At 71.3% G+C, this 16,921-nt stretch carries 16 protein-coding genes and 2 rRNA genes; 6 read left to right on the top strand and 12 right to left on the bottom strand.

Translation table 11 applies throughout. The features are described from left to right. Positions 1–245: 245 nt before the first annotated feature. Positions 246–1,442 carry a bifunctional lytic transglycosylase/C40 family peptidase gene (locus ABZ495_RS11430; RefSeq protein ID WP_359803870.1) on the top strand — a complete coding sequence of 399 codons (1,197 nt, stop codon included), beginning with the start codon at positions 246–248 and terminating at the stop codon, positions 1,440–1,442. Between the two features lie 193 nt (positions 1,443–1,635). Continuing rightward, positions 1,636–2,346: a phosphatase PAP2 family protein gene (locus ABZ495_RS11425; protein ID WP_359803852.1), complete on the top strand. Its 711-nt coding sequence runs from the start codon at positions 1,636–1,638 to the stop codon at positions 2,344–2,346. A 66-nt stretch (positions 2,347–2,412) separates the two neighbouring features. Here the strand turns inward: ABZ495_RS11425 and ABZ495_RS11420 are convergent, their stop codons facing one another. Beyond that, entirely contained in the window at positions 2,413–2,610 is a 198-nt protein-coding gene (locus ABZ495_RS11420; protein WP_359835480.1) for a hypothetical protein, read from the bottom strand. 167 nt (positions 2,611–2,777) lie between these two features. On the opposite strand from ABZ495_RS11420, the gene ABZ495_RS11415 reads away from it, so the two are divergent. Both ABZ495_RS11415 and ABZ495_RS11410 read left to right on the top strand, forming a co-directional pair. Continuing rightward, complete coding sequence (locus tag ABZ495_RS11415) at positions 2,778–3,677, top strand: hypothetical protein (protein ID WP_359835478.1); 900 nt, start codon at positions 2,778–2,780, stop codon at positions 3,675–3,677. Positions 3,678–3,852: 175 nt separating this feature from the next. Beyond that, complete coding sequence (locus tag ABZ495_RS11410; RefSeq protein ID WP_329492198.1) at positions 3,853–4,143, top strand: hypothetical protein; 291 nt, start codon at positions 3,853–3,855, stop codon at positions 4,141–4,143. Between the two features lie 22 nt (positions 4,144–4,165). Here the strand turns inward: ABZ495_RS11410 and ABZ495_RS11405 are convergent, their stop codons facing one another. Next, entirely contained in the window at positions 4,166–4,570 is a 405-nt protein-coding gene (locus tag ABZ495_RS11405) for a metal-sensitive transcriptional regulator (RefSeq protein WP_359835476.1), read from the bottom strand. Between the two features lie 405 nt (positions 4,571–4,975). Between ABZ495_RS11405 and ABZ495_RS11400 the strand changes: the two genes are divergently transcribed. Both ABZ495_RS11400 and ABZ495_RS11395 read left to right on the top strand, forming a co-directional pair. After that, positions 4,976–5,596 (top strand): DUF47 family protein, encoded by a 621-nt coding sequence (locus tag ABZ495_RS11400; RefSeq protein WP_329489086.1) that lies wholly within the window; start codon positions 4,976–4,978, stop codon positions 5,594–5,596. A gap of 5 nt (positions 5,597–5,601) precedes the next feature. Beyond that, a complete protein-coding gene (locus ABZ495_RS11395; protein ID WP_352293704.1) occupies positions 5,602–6,597 on the top strand; it encodes an inorganic phosphate transporter in 996 nt (331 codons plus the stop codon). A gap of 133 nt (positions 6,598–6,730) precedes the next feature. On the opposite strand, the gene pstB is transcribed toward ABZ495_RS11395, so the two are convergent. The 10 genes from pstB to ABZ495_RS11345 form a co-directional block, all read right to left on the bottom strand. Further along, positions 6,731–7,507, bottom strand: a complete 777-nt coding sequence (gene pstB, locus ABZ495_RS11390; protein WP_329489084.1) for a phosphate ABC transporter ATP-binding protein PstB — start codon at positions 7,505–7,507, stop codon at positions 6,731–6,733. Positions 7,508–7,575: 68 nt separating this feature from the next. After that, positions 7,576–8,652, bottom strand: coding sequence for a phosphate ABC transporter permease PstA (gene pstA / locus ABZ495_RS11385; RefSeq protein WP_329489083.1), 1,077 nt, complete (start codon positions 8,650–8,652; stop codon positions 7,576–7,578). Then, positions 8,649–9,629 carry a phosphate ABC transporter permease subunit PstC gene (pstC, locus tag ABZ495_RS11380; RefSeq protein ID WP_329489082.1) on the bottom strand — a complete coding sequence of 327 codons (981 nt, stop codon included), beginning with the start codon at positions 9,627–9,629 and terminating at the stop codon, positions 8,649–8,651. Before pstC ends, pstA begins: the two co-directional genes overlap by 4 nt. 149 nt (positions 9,630–9,778) lie before the next feature. Beyond that, positions 9,779–10,909: a phosphate ABC transporter substrate-binding protein PstS gene (gene pstS, locus ABZ495_RS11375; protein ID WP_329489081.1), complete on the bottom strand. Its 1,131-nt coding sequence runs from the start codon at positions 10,907–10,909 to the stop codon at positions 9,779–9,781. A 274-nt stretch (positions 10,910–11,183) separates the two neighbouring features. After that, entirely contained in the window at positions 11,184–11,594 is a 411-nt protein-coding gene (locus ABZ495_RS11370) for an NUDIX hydrolase (protein WP_329492197.1), read from the bottom strand. Positions 11,595–11,688: 94 nt separating this feature from the next. After that, positions 11,689–12,774, bottom strand: a complete 1,086-nt coding sequence (locus ABZ495_RS11365; RefSeq protein ID WP_359803857.1) for a CHAD domain-containing protein — start codon at positions 12,772–12,774, stop codon at positions 11,689–11,691. Between the two features lie 139 nt (positions 12,775–12,913). Next, positions 12,914–15,091, bottom strand: coding sequence for an RNA degradosome polyphosphate kinase (locus ABZ495_RS11360; RefSeq protein ID WP_359803871.1), 2,178 nt, complete (start codon positions 15,089–15,091; stop codon positions 12,914–12,916). A 412-nt stretch (positions 15,092–15,503) separates the two neighbouring features. Next, positions 15,504–16,541 (bottom strand): mycothiol synthase, encoded by a 1,038-nt coding sequence (mshD, locus tag ABZ495_RS11355; RefSeq protein WP_359835474.1) that lies wholly within the window; start codon positions 16,539–16,541, stop codon positions 15,504–15,506. Between the two features lie 74 nt (positions 16,542–16,615). Continuing rightward, a 5S ribosomal RNA gene (rrf, locus tag ABZ495_RS11350) occupies positions 16,616–16,732 on the bottom strand. A gap of 85 nt (positions 16,733–16,817) precedes the next feature. Continuing rightward, positions 16,818–16,921, bottom strand: a 23S ribosomal RNA gene (locus tag ABZ495_RS11345); the annotation flags it as partial.

The raw sequence follows: 16,921 nt of genomic DNA, 5'->3' as shown, positions 1-16,921 counted from the left end.
CATCTCACCGCCCGATCAGGCAAATTCAAGGGCCCAGACCCCGTCCGCGCGAAGGGTCGGTACCTATTCTTGGCCAGATCTGATGTCGACTTGGCTGCTTCTCGCGGATTGGTCGTGCGGCACCGGACACGTACGCGAGGATGTCCACCGTACGAAGGATAGCGCTCACTCTTTGTATCTCTGATGATTGCGGTGAGCAACGCCTTCCGGGACACTTCGACTGACGATTCGTCGGGATGGTGCTGATGGTACTCCGGAAGGCCGGTACGGCCGCCGCCGCTGCGGGAGTTGTAGCGGTCGGCTTCATCGGGCTGGTCACGGTTGCGACGTATGCGGCCAGTGGTGCGCCGCAGCAGTCGGCCAATCGCGCCACGCTCTCCCCGGGCACCGTTCCGGCGGCCTACCAGGGGCCGATCCAGCAGTGGGGCTCGCTCTGCCCGGAGATCTCCCCGCCGATGCTCGCGGCGCAGCTGTACCAGGAAAGCGGCTTTGACCCGGGCGCCCGATCGCCGGTCGGCGCGCAGGGAATGGCGCAGTTCATGCCGGCCACTTGGGGAACATACGGCACGGACGGCAACAATGACGGCAAGAAGGATGTCTGGGACCCGCTGGACGCGATCGCCTCGGCCGCCACGTTCGACTGCGCACTCGCCGACGACGTGGCCAAGGTCCCGGGCGACCGCCAGGCCAACCTGCTGGCCGCCTACAACGCCGGTCCGTACGCGGTCACGAAGTACGGCGGGATCCCGCCGTACAAGGAGACCCAGGGCTATGTGAAGAACATCCAGGCCATGGCCCGGAGCTTCACCGCGCCGACCGCGCCGGTGGCCGTCTCCCAGCAGTCGGCCGGGGCGATCTACTTCGCCCAGACCAAGCTCGGTACCCCGTACCTGTGGGGCGGCGAGGGCCTGCCCTCGCAGAACGGGCGGTTCGACTGCTCCGGGCTGACCCAGGCGGCGTACGCCAGCGTGGGCATCACGCTCCCCCGGGTCGCCAACGACCAGTGGTACGCCGGGCAGCACCCCTCGCGCGACCAGCTCCGCCCGGGGGACCTGGTGTTCTGGGCGACCGACCTGGGCGACCCGCGCACCATCCACCACGTCGGCATCTACGTCGGCGGCGGTTACATGATCAACGCCCCGCACACCGGCGCGGTGATCCGCTACGACAAGATCGACAGCAAGGAGTACATCGGCGCCACCCGGGTCACCTCGGACGGCGCCGAGGCGCTGCCGGTCCGCAACACCGACGGCAGCATCACCGGCCCCAGCCGCCCGGGCACCCCGGACTCCCCGGCCCCGTCGACCCCCGCCGCCCCGGCCAACCAGGCCGCCCCCGCGCCGCCGTCCGCCCTCGGCGCGCCCGGCTCCGCGGCGTCCCGCCGGACGGTCGCGGCCGGCCCCTCCCCGACAGGTGCAGGTCAAAACGCTGCAAAGAGCTGAACCCTCCGGGCCGCCGGGTGTGAGTGCGCTGTGGACGCTGAGTCAAGTTTCCATAACCGCGCGTTTCCGTGGAACGCTGTGCACCGGTTATGACGTTGTGTTCGTTGGCTCCACGTCAGCTCCCTGAACAGGGCGGGGACGGCGGGCCACGGCCGGATCGAACAGGTGCTGCGGAACCAGAAGGAGGTGCGGCGTGTCGACGCCGCTTGCCGACACGACCAACCCCGACCTCGGACTGCTCTACGCCGTCAACGGCCTGGCCAAGCGCTCCCCGCAGTGGTTGGACCACTCGGTCTCCTGGATCGGCGAGTACGGCATCCTGATCGGCCTGGCCCTGCTGGGGCTGGTCGGCTGGCTCCAGGCGCGACGCCGCCCGGACGCCCCGGTGGCCGTCGCCGGCCTGCTCTGGGCGCCGCTCGCGGTCGCACTAGCCGAGCTCGCGAACCTGCCGATCGCCGCCATCGTCAACCGCCCGCGGCCGTTCGTCGACCACGCCGGGCTGGACGTGCTGGTGGAGGGCAAGGAGGGCACCCACTCCTTCGTGAGCGACCACTCGACGATGTCGATGGGCATCGCGGTCGCCCTGTTCCTGGTGAACCGGCGGCTGGGCTGGATCGCCGGCGGCCTCGCGCTGCTGCAGGGCTTCTGCCGGATGTACATGGGCGTCCACTACCCCACCGACGTGATCGGCGGCTTCGCGCTCGCCACCGCGGTGGTCCTGCTGCTGGCGCCGATCGCGATGGCCGTGCTGGTCCCGCTCTGCCACGCGCTGAGCCGCACCGCCGTCGCCCCGCTGATCCGGGCACCGCAGTCCGGCAACCGCCCGCGCGGCGGCCGACGGGGGCGGGCCGGCGGCGCCGTGACGTCCGGCGAGCAGCCGCCGGAGTCCGACCTCGCGGCCTAGCGGGCAGGGCCGGACGAAGCCGCCGGGGCCGCGTCCGGCCGGCGCCGGACCGTCGCCCTGCCGGCGCTAGACCGTCGTCAGGCCGGTGCCGGTCCCGGCCAGGTGGTCGGCGGCCTCGCGTCTGGTCAGGTCCCGGGAACGGCGGGCCGGTGAGAACCAGCCGCACGCGCAGGTCGCGAAGCAGAAGGAACCGCGCTCGCTGATCTCGACGCGGTGCTCGGGCATCCGGGCGGCGCCGGGCTCGGCCGGCAGCTCACTGTGCACGTGCTTCACCGTAACGCGCCCGGGACCCGGCGCGCGACGCCCGCCGTGCGCCGGGTGCCGCGTAACCCTTCGATGCCCAACTCGTTTGCCCGGAAAGAGCTCTGCCCACCCGGTGGTGGTGGCCGGCGGGGCAGTCGGGGCCCGAGGGGGTTGTCGCGAGGATGAAGATGACCGACCAGCAGCGCAGCGGCCGGCGGCACGGTCGCCCACTGCCCCACCTGCGCTCGGCGGCCGGCGCCGCCGTGCTCGCCGCCGCGCTCGCCGGGCTGGCCGGCTGCTCGGGCGCCACCGCCGACTCCGGCGGCTCGGCCGACCGGAAGGCGGGCGCCGACCGGCTCTCCGCCGACCCGGTGACGGCCGTCCGCAGCGCCGCCGACATCACCGGCCGGACGGGCTCCGCGCACACCGCGACCGAACTGGTCACCGAGTCGGCCGAGAAGAAGGCCGTCTTCACCGGCACCGGCGGCTACGACTACGTGAAGCGGATCGGGCGGCTGGAGGTCGCGGTGCCACCCGGCGCGGCGACCACCGGGAAGATCGTCGAGGTGGTCCTGCCGGGCACCGTCTACCTGCAGAACAGCGGCGCCAAGGTGCCCGAGGGCAAGTGGGTCAAGCTCGACGTGCGCCAGCTGCCGGACGGCAACCTGGTCAGCAGCGGCGCCACCGAACCGGCCTCCGCCGCGGGTGCGCTGCGCGGGGCGCAGAAGGCGGACCTGGTCGGCACCGAGACCGTCGACGGGGTCCCGCTGAAGCACTACCGGGGGACCCTGGACCTCGCCAAGGCCGCGGACGCGACCGGCGGCCGGGGCGGGGACGGCCTGCGGATGGGCTCCCAGACCTTCACGGTCAAGGACATCCCGTACGACGCCTGGCTGGACGAGCAGGGGCGGCTGCACAAGGTGGTCGAGATCTTCACCTTCGCCGGCGTGGCCGGGTCCAAGGAGGCGAAGGACCAGGTGAAGGTGACGTCGACCACCACGCTGTCGGACTTCGGCAAACCGGTGGAGGCGGCCGAGCCGCCCGCCGCCGACATCTACGCGATGAAGCCCACGGAAAGCCCGAAGTAGCCGGCGGCGGGGACGCCGCCGGATCGGGTGGGCCACCCCGGGCAGCGCGGCCCACCCGTTTCGGCGGCGCCGAGATGGCCCGTCCGTGCCATGTGGACGGGCTGCGAAGTGCCTAGGCTGGACATCGGGTGGCTGCCGCCCGGGCTGGCGAGGCACTGAAGGGGTGGTGCAGGTGGTGTCGTCCACGGGCGGCCGCAGCGGCGGCCACGAGGACGCGGCCCTCGACGAGATCGACCTGGCCGGCGAGCTGATGATCGCCGCCACGGCCAGCGACGGCGACCGGCTCCCGCCGGAGCGGATCGACGAGGTGCTGCTGCTGGACCGGCCCGACGGCGCCGCGGCCGCCGACCGGCCGTCGGAGGCCGGGCACCGGACGCCCCAGGAGCGGGCGCCCGGACGCGCCGGCCGACGCTCCGGAGCCGGGCCCGCGGCGGGCCCCGGAACCGGCCGCCAGGGCAGCTCCTAGGCCCCCGGCCCCGGCCGAGGGGCTAGCTGCGCAGCAGCCGGCCGATCGCGGCGGTGGCCTCCGCCACCTTGGCGTCCAGCTCGGCGCCGCCCTCCTCGGCGGCCGCGGCGACGCAGTGCCGCAGGTGCTCCTCCAGCAGGGACAGCGCGAAGGACTGCAGGGCCTTGGTACCGGCCGACACCTGGGTCAGCACGTCGATGCAGTAGACGTCCTCGTCGACCATCCGCTGGAGGCCGCGGATCTGGCCCTCGATCCGGCGCAGGCGCTTGAGGTGGGCGTCCTTCTGGGCGCTGTACCCGTGCGGACCGTGTCCGCCGTGCCCACCGTGCTGTGCGGGCGCCTCCGGAGCGGCCGGCCCGGCGGCGGCTCCGTGCGGCTCGCCCCCCGGCGCCTGGTCCGGGTCGGTGCGCGCTTCCGTCGTGGTCATCGGCCCGCCTTCGTCTGGATGCCTGGGTGGCTGCGTCGGCCTCCAGTGTCCAACACCGGGGCCGGTCGTGGTGTTCCTCCGGCGCGGTCCACGGCCCGGAGCGGCCCCGGAGCGGCCCCGGACGGGCTCCGGGCGGGGTCCGGCCGGGCTCCGGGGCCGGGCCGGAGGGTGGTTCCCCCGTCCGGGCCACACCCCGCTGTTCCGCGCGCACGACAGGGGCAAACCGCGCGAGGTTCCGTCAGACTGGGGGCTCACGTCCGCACATGGGTGTGCGGGCCGGGTGCACCACTACGGCGACCAAACGGAAGCGGAGGATCCGCCTCCCCTCGCACCACCCCGTTTGCGCAATTGCGCTTGGTTGCACCTAGCATCGTTCAGTCCCTACCCCGCACATCGGAGATTTCCGTGCGTTTTAGCCTGACCCCGAAGGAGACGAGTTTCTACGACATGTTCGCCGCCGCCGCGGAGAACCTCGTCGTGGGATCGAAGCTCCTGCTGGAACTGCTGGGATCAGACGTGTCGGCCCGCGCGGAGATCGTCGAGCGCATGCGCGCCGCCGAGCACGCCGGGGACGACACCACCCATGCGGTCTTCCACCAGCTGAACTCGTCGTTCATCACGCCCTTCGACCGCGAGGACATCTACAGCCTCGCCTCGTCGCTGGACGACATCATGGACTTCATGGAGGAGGCCGTCGACCTGGTCGTCCTCTACGACATCCAGACCCTGCCCAAGGGCATCGAACAGCAGATCGAGGTGCTGGCGCGCGCCGCCGAGCTCACCGCCGAGGCGATGCCGAACCTGCGCACCATGTCCAACCTCACCGAGTACTGGATCGAGGTCAACCGGCTGGAGAACCAGGCCGACCAGATCCACCGCAAGCTGCTCGCCCACCTGTTCTCCGGCCAGTACGACGCCATCGAGGTGCTCAAGCTCAAGCAGGTCGTGGACGTCCTTGAGGAGGCGGCGGACGCGTTCGAGCACGTCGCCAACACGGTGGAGACCATCGCCGTCAAGGAGTCCTGACCCCCGTGGACCTGGCTGCACTCATCGCCGTCCTCGGCGTTGCGTTCTTCTTCACCTACACCAACGGCTTCCACGACTCCGCGAACGCCATCGCCACCTCGGTCTCCACCCGGGCCCTCACCCCGCGGGCCGCGCTCGCGATGGCCGCGGTGATGAACCTGGCCGGCGCCTTCCTCGGCAGCGGCGTGGCGCACACCGTCTCCAAGGGCATCATCGCCACCCCGACCGGCAACCAGGGCATGGCGATCCTGTTCGCCGCCCTCGTCGGCGCGATCGCCTGGAACCTGGTCACCTGGTACTTCGGCCTGCCGTCCTCCTCCTCCCACGCGCTGTTCGGCGGCATGGTCGGGGCGGCCCTGGCCGGCGGCACCGAGGTGATCTGGAGCGGCGTCCTCGACAAAATCGTCATCCCGATGATCGTCTCGCCGATCGTCGGCCTGGTCGGCGGCTACCTGGTCATGCTGGCGATCCTGTGGATCTTCCGGCGGGCCAACCCGCACCGCGCCAAGCGCAACTTCCGGGTCGCGCAGACCGCGTCGGCCGCCGCCATGGCCCTCGCGCACGGTCTGCAGGACGCCCAGAAGACCATGGGCATCGTGGTCATGGCGCTCACCATCTCGGGCCACCACGACAGCAGTGACATCCCGGTCTGGGTGAAGATCTCCTGCGCCACGATGCTCTCGCTGGGCACCTACGCGGGCGGCTGGCGGATCATGCGGACCCTCGGCCGCAAGATCATCGAGCTGGACCCGCCGCAGGGCTTCGCCGCCGAGGCCACCGCCTCGACGGTCATGTACATCACCTCGTTCGTCTTCAAGGCGCCGATCTCCACCACCCACGTGATCACCTCGGCGATCATGGGCGTGGGCGCCACCAAGCGGATCCGCGCGGTCCGCTGGGGCGTCGCGAAGAACATCGTGCTCGGCTGGTTCATCACGATGCCGGCCGCCGCGATCGTCGCGGCGCTGATGTACTGGTTCGTCCACCTGTTCTGGGGCTGACGCCCCGGGCCGGGCAGGACGCGCCGGCGGACATGGCAAGGACCCGCCCCCACGTCTCGGGGGCGGGCCCTTCCTCATACTTCGCGGCGGCACCGCCATGCAGCACCACGAAGCAGCTCTGGCTCCGGGCGGTCTAGCCGAAGCGGCCGGAGATGTAGTCCTCGGTCGCCTGCACGGACGGGTTGGAGAAGATCCGCTGGGTGTCGTCCAGCTCGATCAGCTTGCCCGGCTGGCCGACCCCGGCGAGGTTGAAGAAGGCGGTGCGGTCGCTGACGCGGGCCGCCTGCTGCATGTTGTGCGTCACGATCACGATCGTGAACTGGGACTTCAGCTCGCCGATCAGGTCCTCGATGGCGAGGGTGGAGATCGGGTCGAGCGCCGAGCAGGGCTCGTCCATCAGCAGGACCTGCGGCTCGACCGCGATGGCGCGGGCGATGCAGAGGCGCTGCTGCTGACCGCCGGAGAGGCCGGCACCCGGCTTGTTCAGCCGGTCCTTGACCTCGTTCCACAGGTTGGCGCCCTTGAGGGACTTCTCCACCACGCCGTCCAGGACGGACTTCTTGCGGACGCCCGCGAGCTTCAGCCCGGCGATCACGTTGTCGTAGATCGACATCGTCGGGAACGGGTTCGGCCGCTGGAAGACCATGCCGACCGCCCGGCGAACGGCGACCGGGTCGACGTGCGAGCCGTAGAGGTTCTCGTCGTCCAGGAGCACCTTGCCCTCGACACGGGCGCCGGGGATCACCTCGTGCATCCGGTTGAGGGTCCGCAGGAAGGTGGACTTGCCGCAGCCCGAGGGGCCGATGAAGGCCGTCACCGAGCGGGGCTCGATGCTCATCGAGATGTCCTCGATGGCCTTGGTGGTGCCGTAGAAGGCGGACAGTCCGCTGACGTCGATGCGCTTGGCCATGATCGTTACTTCTCTCGCCCGCGGCCGGGGGCCGCTAATGAATTCTGGGTCGTACGTCAGTCGGGCGCTCAGCGTCCGCCCTTGGGCGAACGCCAGCGTGCGATGCCCCGGGCGATGAGGTTGAGCCCCATCACGAAGGCGATCAGCACCAGCGCCGCGCCCCAGGCACGGGCGTAGCCGTAGTCGTTGTTCACCACCGCGTACTGCTGCCAGATGTACATCGGCAGCGACTGCTGCGGCCCGTTGAACGGGTCACTGTTGATGAAGTCCGCGCCGAAGACCAGCATCATCACCGGGGCGGTCTCGCCCGTGATGCGGGCGACCGCGAGCATCAGACCGGTGGTGATGCCGCCGATCGCGGTGGGGAGGACGATCCGCAGGATGGTCTTCCACTTCGGCACGCCGAGGGCGTACGACGCCTCGCGCAGCTCGTTCGGGACGAGCTTCAGCATCTCCTCGGTGGAACGGACCACGACCGGCATCATCAGGATCGCCAGCGCCAGGGAGCCCGAGAAGCCCGAGTAGGAGAAGCCGAGGGCGATGTTCCACAGGGACAGGATGAACAGACCGGCGACGATCGACGGGACACCCGTCATGACGTCGACGAAGAAGGTGACCGCCTTGGCGAGCCGGCCCCGGCCGTACTCGACCAGGTAGACGGCGGTCAGCAGACCGATCGGGGCGGCCATCGCGGTGGCCAGCAGGACCTGCTCGATGGTGCCGATCAGCGCGTGGTAGATGCCGCCGCCGGGGCCCGAGTAGCGGACGCCCTTCATCGAGTGCGTCAGGAAGTTGCCGTTCACCACCTCCGCGCCCTGCTGGACGGTGTAGATGGTGAGCGCGGCCAGCGGCACCACGGCCAGGATGAAGGCGACCCAGACCACCGAGGTGGCGAAGCGGTCCTTGGCCTGGCGGCGGCCCTCGACCCGGGCGGCGAGCCCGTAGCTGATCCCCAGGAACAGCAGCGCCGAGATGAGGCCCCACTGCAGGTGGCTCTCCAGCCCGCCGACCGCGCCGATCCCGCAGCCGAGCGCGATCGAGCCGGCGGCGACGGCGGCCGGGGTCCACCTGGGCAGGCGGTTGGAGGTCAGCGGGCGGCCGACCGGGCGGGTGTCCGCCGGAACGGACGTGGTCGCGGCGCTCATGCGTTGGCCCCCGAGTACTCCTTGCGGCGGGCGACGATCAGCCGCGCGGCACCGTTCACCACGAGGGTGATCACGAACAGGACGAGGCCGGAGGCCATCAGCGCGTCCCGGCCGAAGGGCTGGGCCTCGGCGAACTTCAGCGCGATGTTCTGCGCGAAGGTGCCACCGCCCGGGTCGAGCAGGTGGAGCGAGAGGACGTTGTTGGAGGAGAGCACCACCGCGACCGCGATGGTCTCGCCGAGCGCACGGCCGAGGCCGAGCATCGAGGCCGAGATGATGCCGGGGCGGCCGAACGGCAGCACCGCGGTGCGGATCATCTCCCAGCGGGTCGCGCCGAGCGCGAGCGCCGCCTCCTCGTGCATCCGAGGCACCTGCCGGAAGACCTCCCGGGTCACCGCGGTGATGATCGGCAGGATCATGATGGCCAGCAGGATGCCCACGGTGAACAGCGTGCGCGGCACGGTGCCGACCCGGGACTGGTCGAAGACGTACGTCCAGCCGAGGTACTCGTCCAGCCAGCTGGTCAGCCCGTAGAGGTGCGGCACCAGGAAGAGCGCGCCCCAGAGGCCGTAGATGATGCTGGGCACGGCGGCCAGCAGGTCCACCAGGTAGGCGAACGGCTGGGCGATCCGGCGCGGCGCGTAGTGCGAGATGAACAGCGCGATCCCGATGGCCACCGGGACGGCGATCGCCATCGCGAGCGCCGCGCTGATGATGGTGCCGAACGCCAGGACGGCGATGCCGAAGACGGGCTTCGCGGCGTCCGGCGTCCACTCGAAGGTGGTGAGGAAGTTGCCCTCGTTCTTGCTCAGCGCGATGCCCGCGCGCCAGGTCAGGAAGCCTGCGATGGCGGCCATGATGACCAGCAGCAGGATGCCCGACCCACGGGCGGCGTTCATGAAGATCTTGTCGCCGAGCCGGCTGTCACGCTTGCGGCGTTCCCTGCCTCGCGGGGCGGCAGGGGAGGATGAAGTCATGTGGTCTACTCCGGTCTGGTGGTGCTGCCCCGAGGGGGCGGCACCCTGGCGGCGGTGCCCCGGACGTGCTCATGGCGAAGTCGTGCTGTCCGGCGGAGCGGCCCCGGCCCCCTCGTCCACGGGGCCGCTCCGCCGGAGGTCGGGCTGGATCAGGCCAGGGTCGGGATGACCGCGTTGACCTTGTCCGTCAGCTCCTTCGGGAGCGCGACGTAGCCGGTGTCGCCGACCGCCTTCTGACCGGCGTCGCTGGCGGCGTAGGTCAGGAACGCCTTCAGCGCGTCGAGGGTGTCGGCCTTGTTGCCCTTGTCGCAGACGATCTCGTAGGTGACCAGGACGATCGGGTAGGAACCCTCCTCCTTGGTGCCGTAGTCGAGGGTCAGCGCCAGGTCGCTGCCGGTGCCCGCGATCTTCGCCTTGGCGAAGGTGGTGGCGGCGTTGGCGGCGGTGGCCTCGACCGGCTTGGAGGCGCCGGTGGCGATCGCGGCGCTCTTCAGGTTGTTGCTCTGCGCGTAGGACAGCTCGGCGTAGCTGATCGAGTTCTTGACCTGCTTCACCTGGGCCGCGACACCGGCGGAGCCGTTCGCGCCCTGGCCGCCCTTGCCGGCCCAGGCCTTGGCGGCCGGGTAGCTCCAGGCGCCGTTGGAGACCTTGGCGAAGTACTTGGTCAGGTTCTCGTTGGTGCCCGAGTCGTCCGTGCGGTGGACGGCCTGGATGTCGGCGTCCGGCAGCTTGGCGCCCGGGTTCAGCGCGGCGATCGCCGGGTCGTTCCACTTGGTGATCTGCGAGTCGAAGATCTTGGCGGTGGTCGCGCCGTCCAGGACCAGGTTGTCGACGCCGTCCACGTTGTAGACGATCGAGATCAGACCCGCGACGAGCGGCAGGTTGATGCCCTGGCCACCGGTGCAGACCTTCTTGCTGTCCTCGACCTCGGCCGGCTTCAGCGGCGAGTCGGAACCGGCGAACTGGATCTTGCCCTGGTTGAACTGCTGGACACCCGCGCCCGAGCCGCCGCCGCCGTAGTTGATGCTGGAGCCGGAGCACGCGGCGCCGAAGTTGTTCTTCCAGACGTCGATCGCGTTGCCCTGCGCGGTGGAACCCGCGGAGATCAGGGCGGCGGGCTTGCTGCCACAGGCGATCGCGGGAGCCGAGGCGGAGCCGCTGCCGCCGGACGCGTTGGTGTTGTTCTCGTCCGAACCGCAGGCGGCGAGCGACAGCGAGCTGACGAGCGCCATGGCACCGATGGCGAGGGCCTTGGAGCGGCCGTTCCGCTGGAGCTTCACAGGGGTGTCCCTTTCTGTGGCATTGCCCGGCACGCGGACCGTACGAGGACGGCGGGGCGCGGGTTTTGCTGTGGTCCGGGGCCCGTGCGGCCCTCCGGTAACCCCGAAGTTAAGCCGGGTAAGTGACACGTCAGCCGGTCGGAAGTGAACGGGGAGTGAACCTCGGACGGATGACAGGAAACTACGTCAGGTAGTAACGGTTGCGTCACGAGCAGGGCGCGGGAAGATCACTGCCGACGTTCCGTCACCGGTCCGGCCAGGAGGGCGGGCCCGGCTACGAGGACCGGACCGGCCGCGCGCCGAGCATCCCGAGCAGCGCGTCCACCAGCACCCGGTCGCGCTCGTGCGTCAGCCTGGCCCTGGCCTTCCCCGCCGGCAGCCACTCCAGCCGGTCCACCTCCCGGTTCGGCCGGAACTCCCCGGCCGCCGGCACCGCCGCCCAGTACCGGACCTCCTTCGGCCGCCCCTGCGCCAGGTAGTGCTGCGTCGGCAGCTCGTCCCCCAGCACGCAGGAGAACCCGGTCTCCTCGCGCACCTCGCGCAGCGCCGCCTCGACCACGCCCTCCCCCGGATCGAGCTTGCCCTTCGGCAGGCTCCAGTCGTCGTACTTGGGGCGGTGGATCAGCGCGATCCGCGGCCGCCCGAGCCGGCCGCTCTTCTTCGGGCGCCCCGGCAGCCAGAGCACCGCTCCGGCGGTCAGCACCACCGGCCCCCGCCCGGCCCGCGGGCTGCTGATGGTCGAGCCGTGGGCCCGCTCGGTGCTCAGGCGGTCGTGCACGTCATGCCGTCCGGGGTGCGGGGGTGTACCCCCAGCCCTCGGCAGGGGGGATCTCCAGCCAGCCGTCCAGGCCCGGCGGGAGTTCGGGCCACCGGCGGCCGAAGGCGTACCGCGCCGCCTCCACCTCCAGTCGTTGATCAGCATGCACCACGCCGAGCACGTAGGCGGTCGCGGGTGTGATCCTCGGCGTCCGCGCCGCCGTGGCCGCGGTGACCGCCGCGTCGGCCGCCTCCTGGTGCCGGCGCAGCACCTCGTCCAGCGCGTCCAGCTCGGCGGCCGGAAGGCCGCACACCTCCAGCGCGTAGCGGGCCCGCTTCACCAGGATCCGCACCCGGTGCCACGGCGCGTCGTCCGCCGCCAGCGCCGCGTCGGCGTCCATCGCGCCCCGGGCCGCCGGCACCGCGCCGAGCCGGCGCAGACCGTCCCCGCCGTACGGGGTGGCCGCCCGCCGCAGCGGCAGCTGCTGGGCGCTCGCCGTCAGCGCGCCGAACGCCGTCGCCGCCTGCGGCAGCAGCACCGCGCCGGCCCGGCCGTCCGCCGTCTCCAGCAGCGGCGCCTCGGCGACCAGCAGCGTCATCCGGTCCGCCAGCGCGTGCAGCCGCGCCGAACGGAGCTCCTGCAGCACGGTCGAGTGCGCCCTGGTCCGGGCCAGCGTCAGCTGGCGGTCGAGCAGCGCCCGCGCCTTCGGCGCCCCGGCGTGGCCGGCCAGCATGCCGGGACCGTCCGCCTCGCTGCCGGTCAGCGCGTCCAGCGCGCCCAGCAGCCGGGCCGACCGGCGGACGTACCCCGGCTCCAGCGCCAGCAGGTTCAGCAGCCAGCGCAGCTCGGTGCGGGACTCCTGCGCCCAGGCCTGGTCGAAGGACCCGCCGAAGGTGTGCAGCAGCCCGCCGATCCGCCGTACCGCCCGCAGCAGTCCGGCCGTACCGGTGGACGGGACGACGGCCGCCCCCGGTCTGGCGCCGACCTCGCCCACGGCCATCGGCAGCGCCCGCAGGAACGCCCCGGCCTGGGCCGTGAGATGGCTGGAGAGGATGTCCCCGGCGGTCGCGGTGGAGGCCGTCTGGGCCGTCATCGGCGCATCGGTCATGACTAGGTAGATCCCCGTTCCCCCGGAGCCGTCCCCCGGGGCTGGTGGCCGACCGCCGCAGCGGATCCCGACGCTGGGCGGCCCGTGTCGGCGGCTCGCCCCGGTGGGTCGCTCCATGGGTCGTGGCGGCGGCTCGCGGTCAGCGGGCGGTGGCGGCGCGGCGGCGCTGGCGCGAGTCGATGAGCAGGTCCTGGACGTGTCGCAGCGGCTTGCCCTCGGCGTCCTGGGCGTGACGGGTCCAGGCGCCGTCCGGCCCGAGGTGCCAGGACTCGGTCTCGTCCGACACTCCCAGGTCGATCAGCCCGGACAGCTCGGCCCGGTGCGCCGGGTCGGTGATCCGCATCAGCGCCTCGATCCGGCGGTCCAGGTTGCGGTGCATCATGTCGGCGCTGCCGATCCACACCTCCGGGTCCCCGTTGTTGCCGAAGACGAAGATCCGCGAGTGCTCCAGGAACCGCCCGAGGACGCTGCGCACCCGGATGTTCTCGCTCAGCCCCGGCACACCCGGGCGGATCGCGCAGATCCCGCGCACCCAGACGTCCACCGGTACCCCGGCCTGGGAGGCCCGGTAGAGCGCGTCGATCACGGCCTCGTCGACGATCGAGTTGACCTTGATCTTCACGAACGCCGGACGGCCGGCCCGGTGATGGGCGATCTCGTTGTGGATCCGGGAGATCAGACCGTCCCGCAGGCCGCGCGGCGCGGTCAGCAGCCGCCGGTAGGACTCGCGGCGCGAGTAGCCGGAGAGCCGGTTGAAGAGGTCCGAGAGGTCCGCGCCGACCTGCGGGTCCGAGGTCAGCAGCCCGATGTCCTCGTACAGCCGGGCCGTCTTCGGGTGGTAGTTGCCGGTGCCGACGTGCGAGTAGCGGCGCAGGGTGTCGCCCTCCTGGCGGACCACCAGGGACAGCTTGCAGTGCGTCTTCAGCCCGACCAGGCCGTAGACCACGTGGCAGCCGGACTCCTCCAGCTTGCGGGCCCACTTGATGTTGGCCTGCTCGTCGAAGCGCGCCTTGATCTCGACCAGCACCAGCACCTGCTTGCCGGACTCGGCGGCGTCGATCAGCGCGTCCACGATCGGCGAGTCACCGGAGGTCCGGTACAGCGTCTGCTTGATCGCCAGCACGTCCGGGTCGCCCGCGGCCTGCTCCAGGAAGGCCTGCACCGAGGTCGAGAAGCTGTCGTACGGGTGGTGCAGCAGGACCTCCCGCTCGCGCATCGCGGCGAAGATGTCCGGCTGCGAGGCCGACTCGACGTCGGTCAGACCGCGCGCCGTACCCGCGACGAACTTCGGGTACTTCAGCTCGGGGCGGTCCAGGTCGGCGATGCCGAACAGACCGGTGAGGTCGAGCGGACCGGGCAGCGGGAAGACCTCCGCCTCGGTGATGTTCAGCTCCCGCACCAGCAGGTCCAGGATGTAGGGGTCGATCGACTCCTCGACCTCCAGCCGCACTGGCGGGCCGAAGCGCCGCCGCATGAGCTCCTTCTCCAGGGCCTTGAGGATGTTCTCGGTGTCGTCCTCCTCGACCTCCAGGTCCTCGTTCCTGGTGACCCGGAAGGCGTGGTGCGCCAGCACCTCCATCCCCGGGAAGAGCTCCTCCAGATGGGCGCCCATGACGTCCTCCAGCGGCACGTAGCGCTGGGGGGAGGCCTCCAGGAAGCGGGCCAGGGACTGCGGCACCTTCACCCGGGCGAAGTGCTTGTGCCCGGAGACCGGGTTGCGCACCACCACGGCGAGGTTGAGGGAGAGTCCCGATATGTAGGGGAACGGGTGGGCCGGGTCCACCGCCAGCGGGGTGAGCACCGGGAAGATCTTCTGCCGGAACAGGGTGTGCAGGCGGGCCTGCTCCTTCTCGGCCAGCTCGGGCCAGCGGACCAGCTCGATGCCCTCGCTCGCGAGGTCCGGCAGGACCTCCTGCTGGCAGGCGGCGGCGTGCCGCGCCATCAGCTCGCGCGAACGGGTCCAGATCAGGTCCAGCACCTCGCGCGGCTGGAGGCCGGAGGCACTTCGCTGGGCCACCCCGGTGGCGATCCGGCGCTTCAGGCCGGCCACTCGGACCATGAAGAACTCGTCCAGGTTGCTCGCGAAGATCGCGAGGAACTTGGCCCGCTCCAGCAGCGGGATCTGCGGATCCTCCGCCAGTTCCAGCACCCGCTCGTTGAACGCGAGCCAGCTGCGCTCGCGGTCCAGGAAACGGCCCTGGGGCAGTTCGTCGAACAACTCGTCGTCCGCGGCCGGAAGCTCCGGCGGTATCCCCAGCGCACTGGACATCCGGGCCGGAGGGGACAGCGGGGCAGAGACAGGGCGGGGGATGCTCATGGGCTCCAGCTCCTCCAGCAGGACGGCGTCCGGACGGGAAAGGCTCTGCGGGCCGTCGTCCTCGCCCAGCGCCAACGCCCACCCGCCCGGCGCGGTCAACACGGGACCGGCCGGCAGGCGTCGCCGACGCTGCACGAGCGAGACACTACGGACTTCATCCTGTGATCTTCGCGGCAGCAATTGAATCCACGGTAAACACCGCATGGCCAGGAGGAAAGCTGAATCGGTCGGAGCCGGGGCTTGGCGGCCCACCCGTTGCTTCGGCCCCGACTGTCCGCTATGCCGTCCCGGCGCCGCGCCGGACCGTGCTTCCCTGCCTGCCGACGGGCACCCGCGCGCGATCAACCCTACTGCGATCGGGTGGCGGCCCGGTCGCGGTACGACACCGGCGCGCGGGGTCGCTCGGCCGGTCTCATTCGGCTGCTGCGGGCCCCCGGTACTGGACGCGGTACATCAGGTCGACCTCGTGGACGGTGAACCCCAGTCGTTCGTAGACGCGAACGGCGGCCGGGTTGTCCGCATCCACGTAGAGCAGGACCGTCTCCAGCCCTCGCTCGCCCGGTCCGCCGCCGGTCAGGTGACGCAGGCCGGCCGCGGTCAGCGCCCGGCCGAGGCCGCTGCCCTGCTCCGCCGGGTCCACGCCGACCACGTACACCTCGCCGAGGGCCGGCTCGGTGGCGGCCGCCGGGTGCACCTTGGTCCAGTGGAAGCCGACCGCCCGGCCGCCGCGGGTCGCGAGGAAGAAGCCCGCCGGATCGAACCACGGCTCGGCCAGCCGGTCCGCGAGGTCCTGCTCGGTCCAGGAACCCTGCTCCGGGTGGTGCGCGAAGGCCAGCGCGTTCAGCCGCAGCCACTCGGCGTCGTCCTCGCCGGGGCGGAAGGTCCGCAGCTCGATGCCGTCCGGGAGGGCGACCGCCTCGGTCTGCGAACCGGTGCGGCGCATCTGCCGCAGCTCGCGGACCAGCTCGGCGCCGTACTTCCCGGCCAGGTGGCGGGCCGCCGGGTGCCCGCCGTGCACCCAGACGTCGACGTGTTCGCGGCCAGCCCGATGTGCCTCGGTCAGTACCGCGTCCAGCAACGGGCGGCCGAAGCCGCGGCCCCTGGCGGCCGGCGCCACCACGAGCTCGGCCGACGGGTTGGCCCCGGCCGGGTCGCCCTGGGGGAGTTCCAGCTGCGCGTAGCCGACGACGTCGTCCACCGGCTGTGCCGGATCTGCTGCCCGCTGGACGAAGTGGACCACTCCCGGGCGGGCCGTGTCCGAGGAGCGGAGCCGCAGACGCCCCTGCTCGGAGACCGCGGCGCGGCCGTCCACCGCCTGGGCCTCCGTCAGCACGCGCAGCGCACCGTCGCGCGCCTCCGGCCGGAGCACCTCGCGAGCGACGACCGCCCCCTCGCCGGTCGCCGGCGTACCCTCGTAGACCCGTTCCTGCTGCGCGTCCTGATCGTCCATGCTCTGACGATACGTCAAGGGGAACGCAAAGAACCCCCCGATCCTTACGGACCGGGGGGTTCTTTGGAATGATTGTTCGGCGGCGTCCTACTCTCCCACAGGGTCCCCCCTGCAGTACCATCGGCGCTGTGAGGCTTAGCTTCCGGGTTCGGAATGTAACCGGGCGTTTCCCTCACGCTATGACCACCGAAACACTATGAAACTGTCAACCGCACCCACGACAGGCCATGTCATGGGGGTCGTTGTTTCAGAACAACACAGTGGACGCGAGCAACTGAGGACAAGCCCTCGGCCTATTAGTACCGGTCAACTCCACCCCTTACGAGGCTTCCATATCCGGCCTATCAACCCAGTCGTCTACTGGGAGCCTTACCCTCTCA

Origin of the sequence: Kitasatospora sp. NPDC005748 (assembly GCF_040630735.1) — a bacterium.
In the GTDB taxonomy this organism is placed as follows: domain Bacteria; phylum Actinomycetota; class Actinomycetes; order Streptomycetales; family Streptomycetaceae; genus Kitasatospora.
Note: the sequence above shows the minus strand (reverse complement) of the source record. Positions and strands in the feature narration are given on the sequence as shown.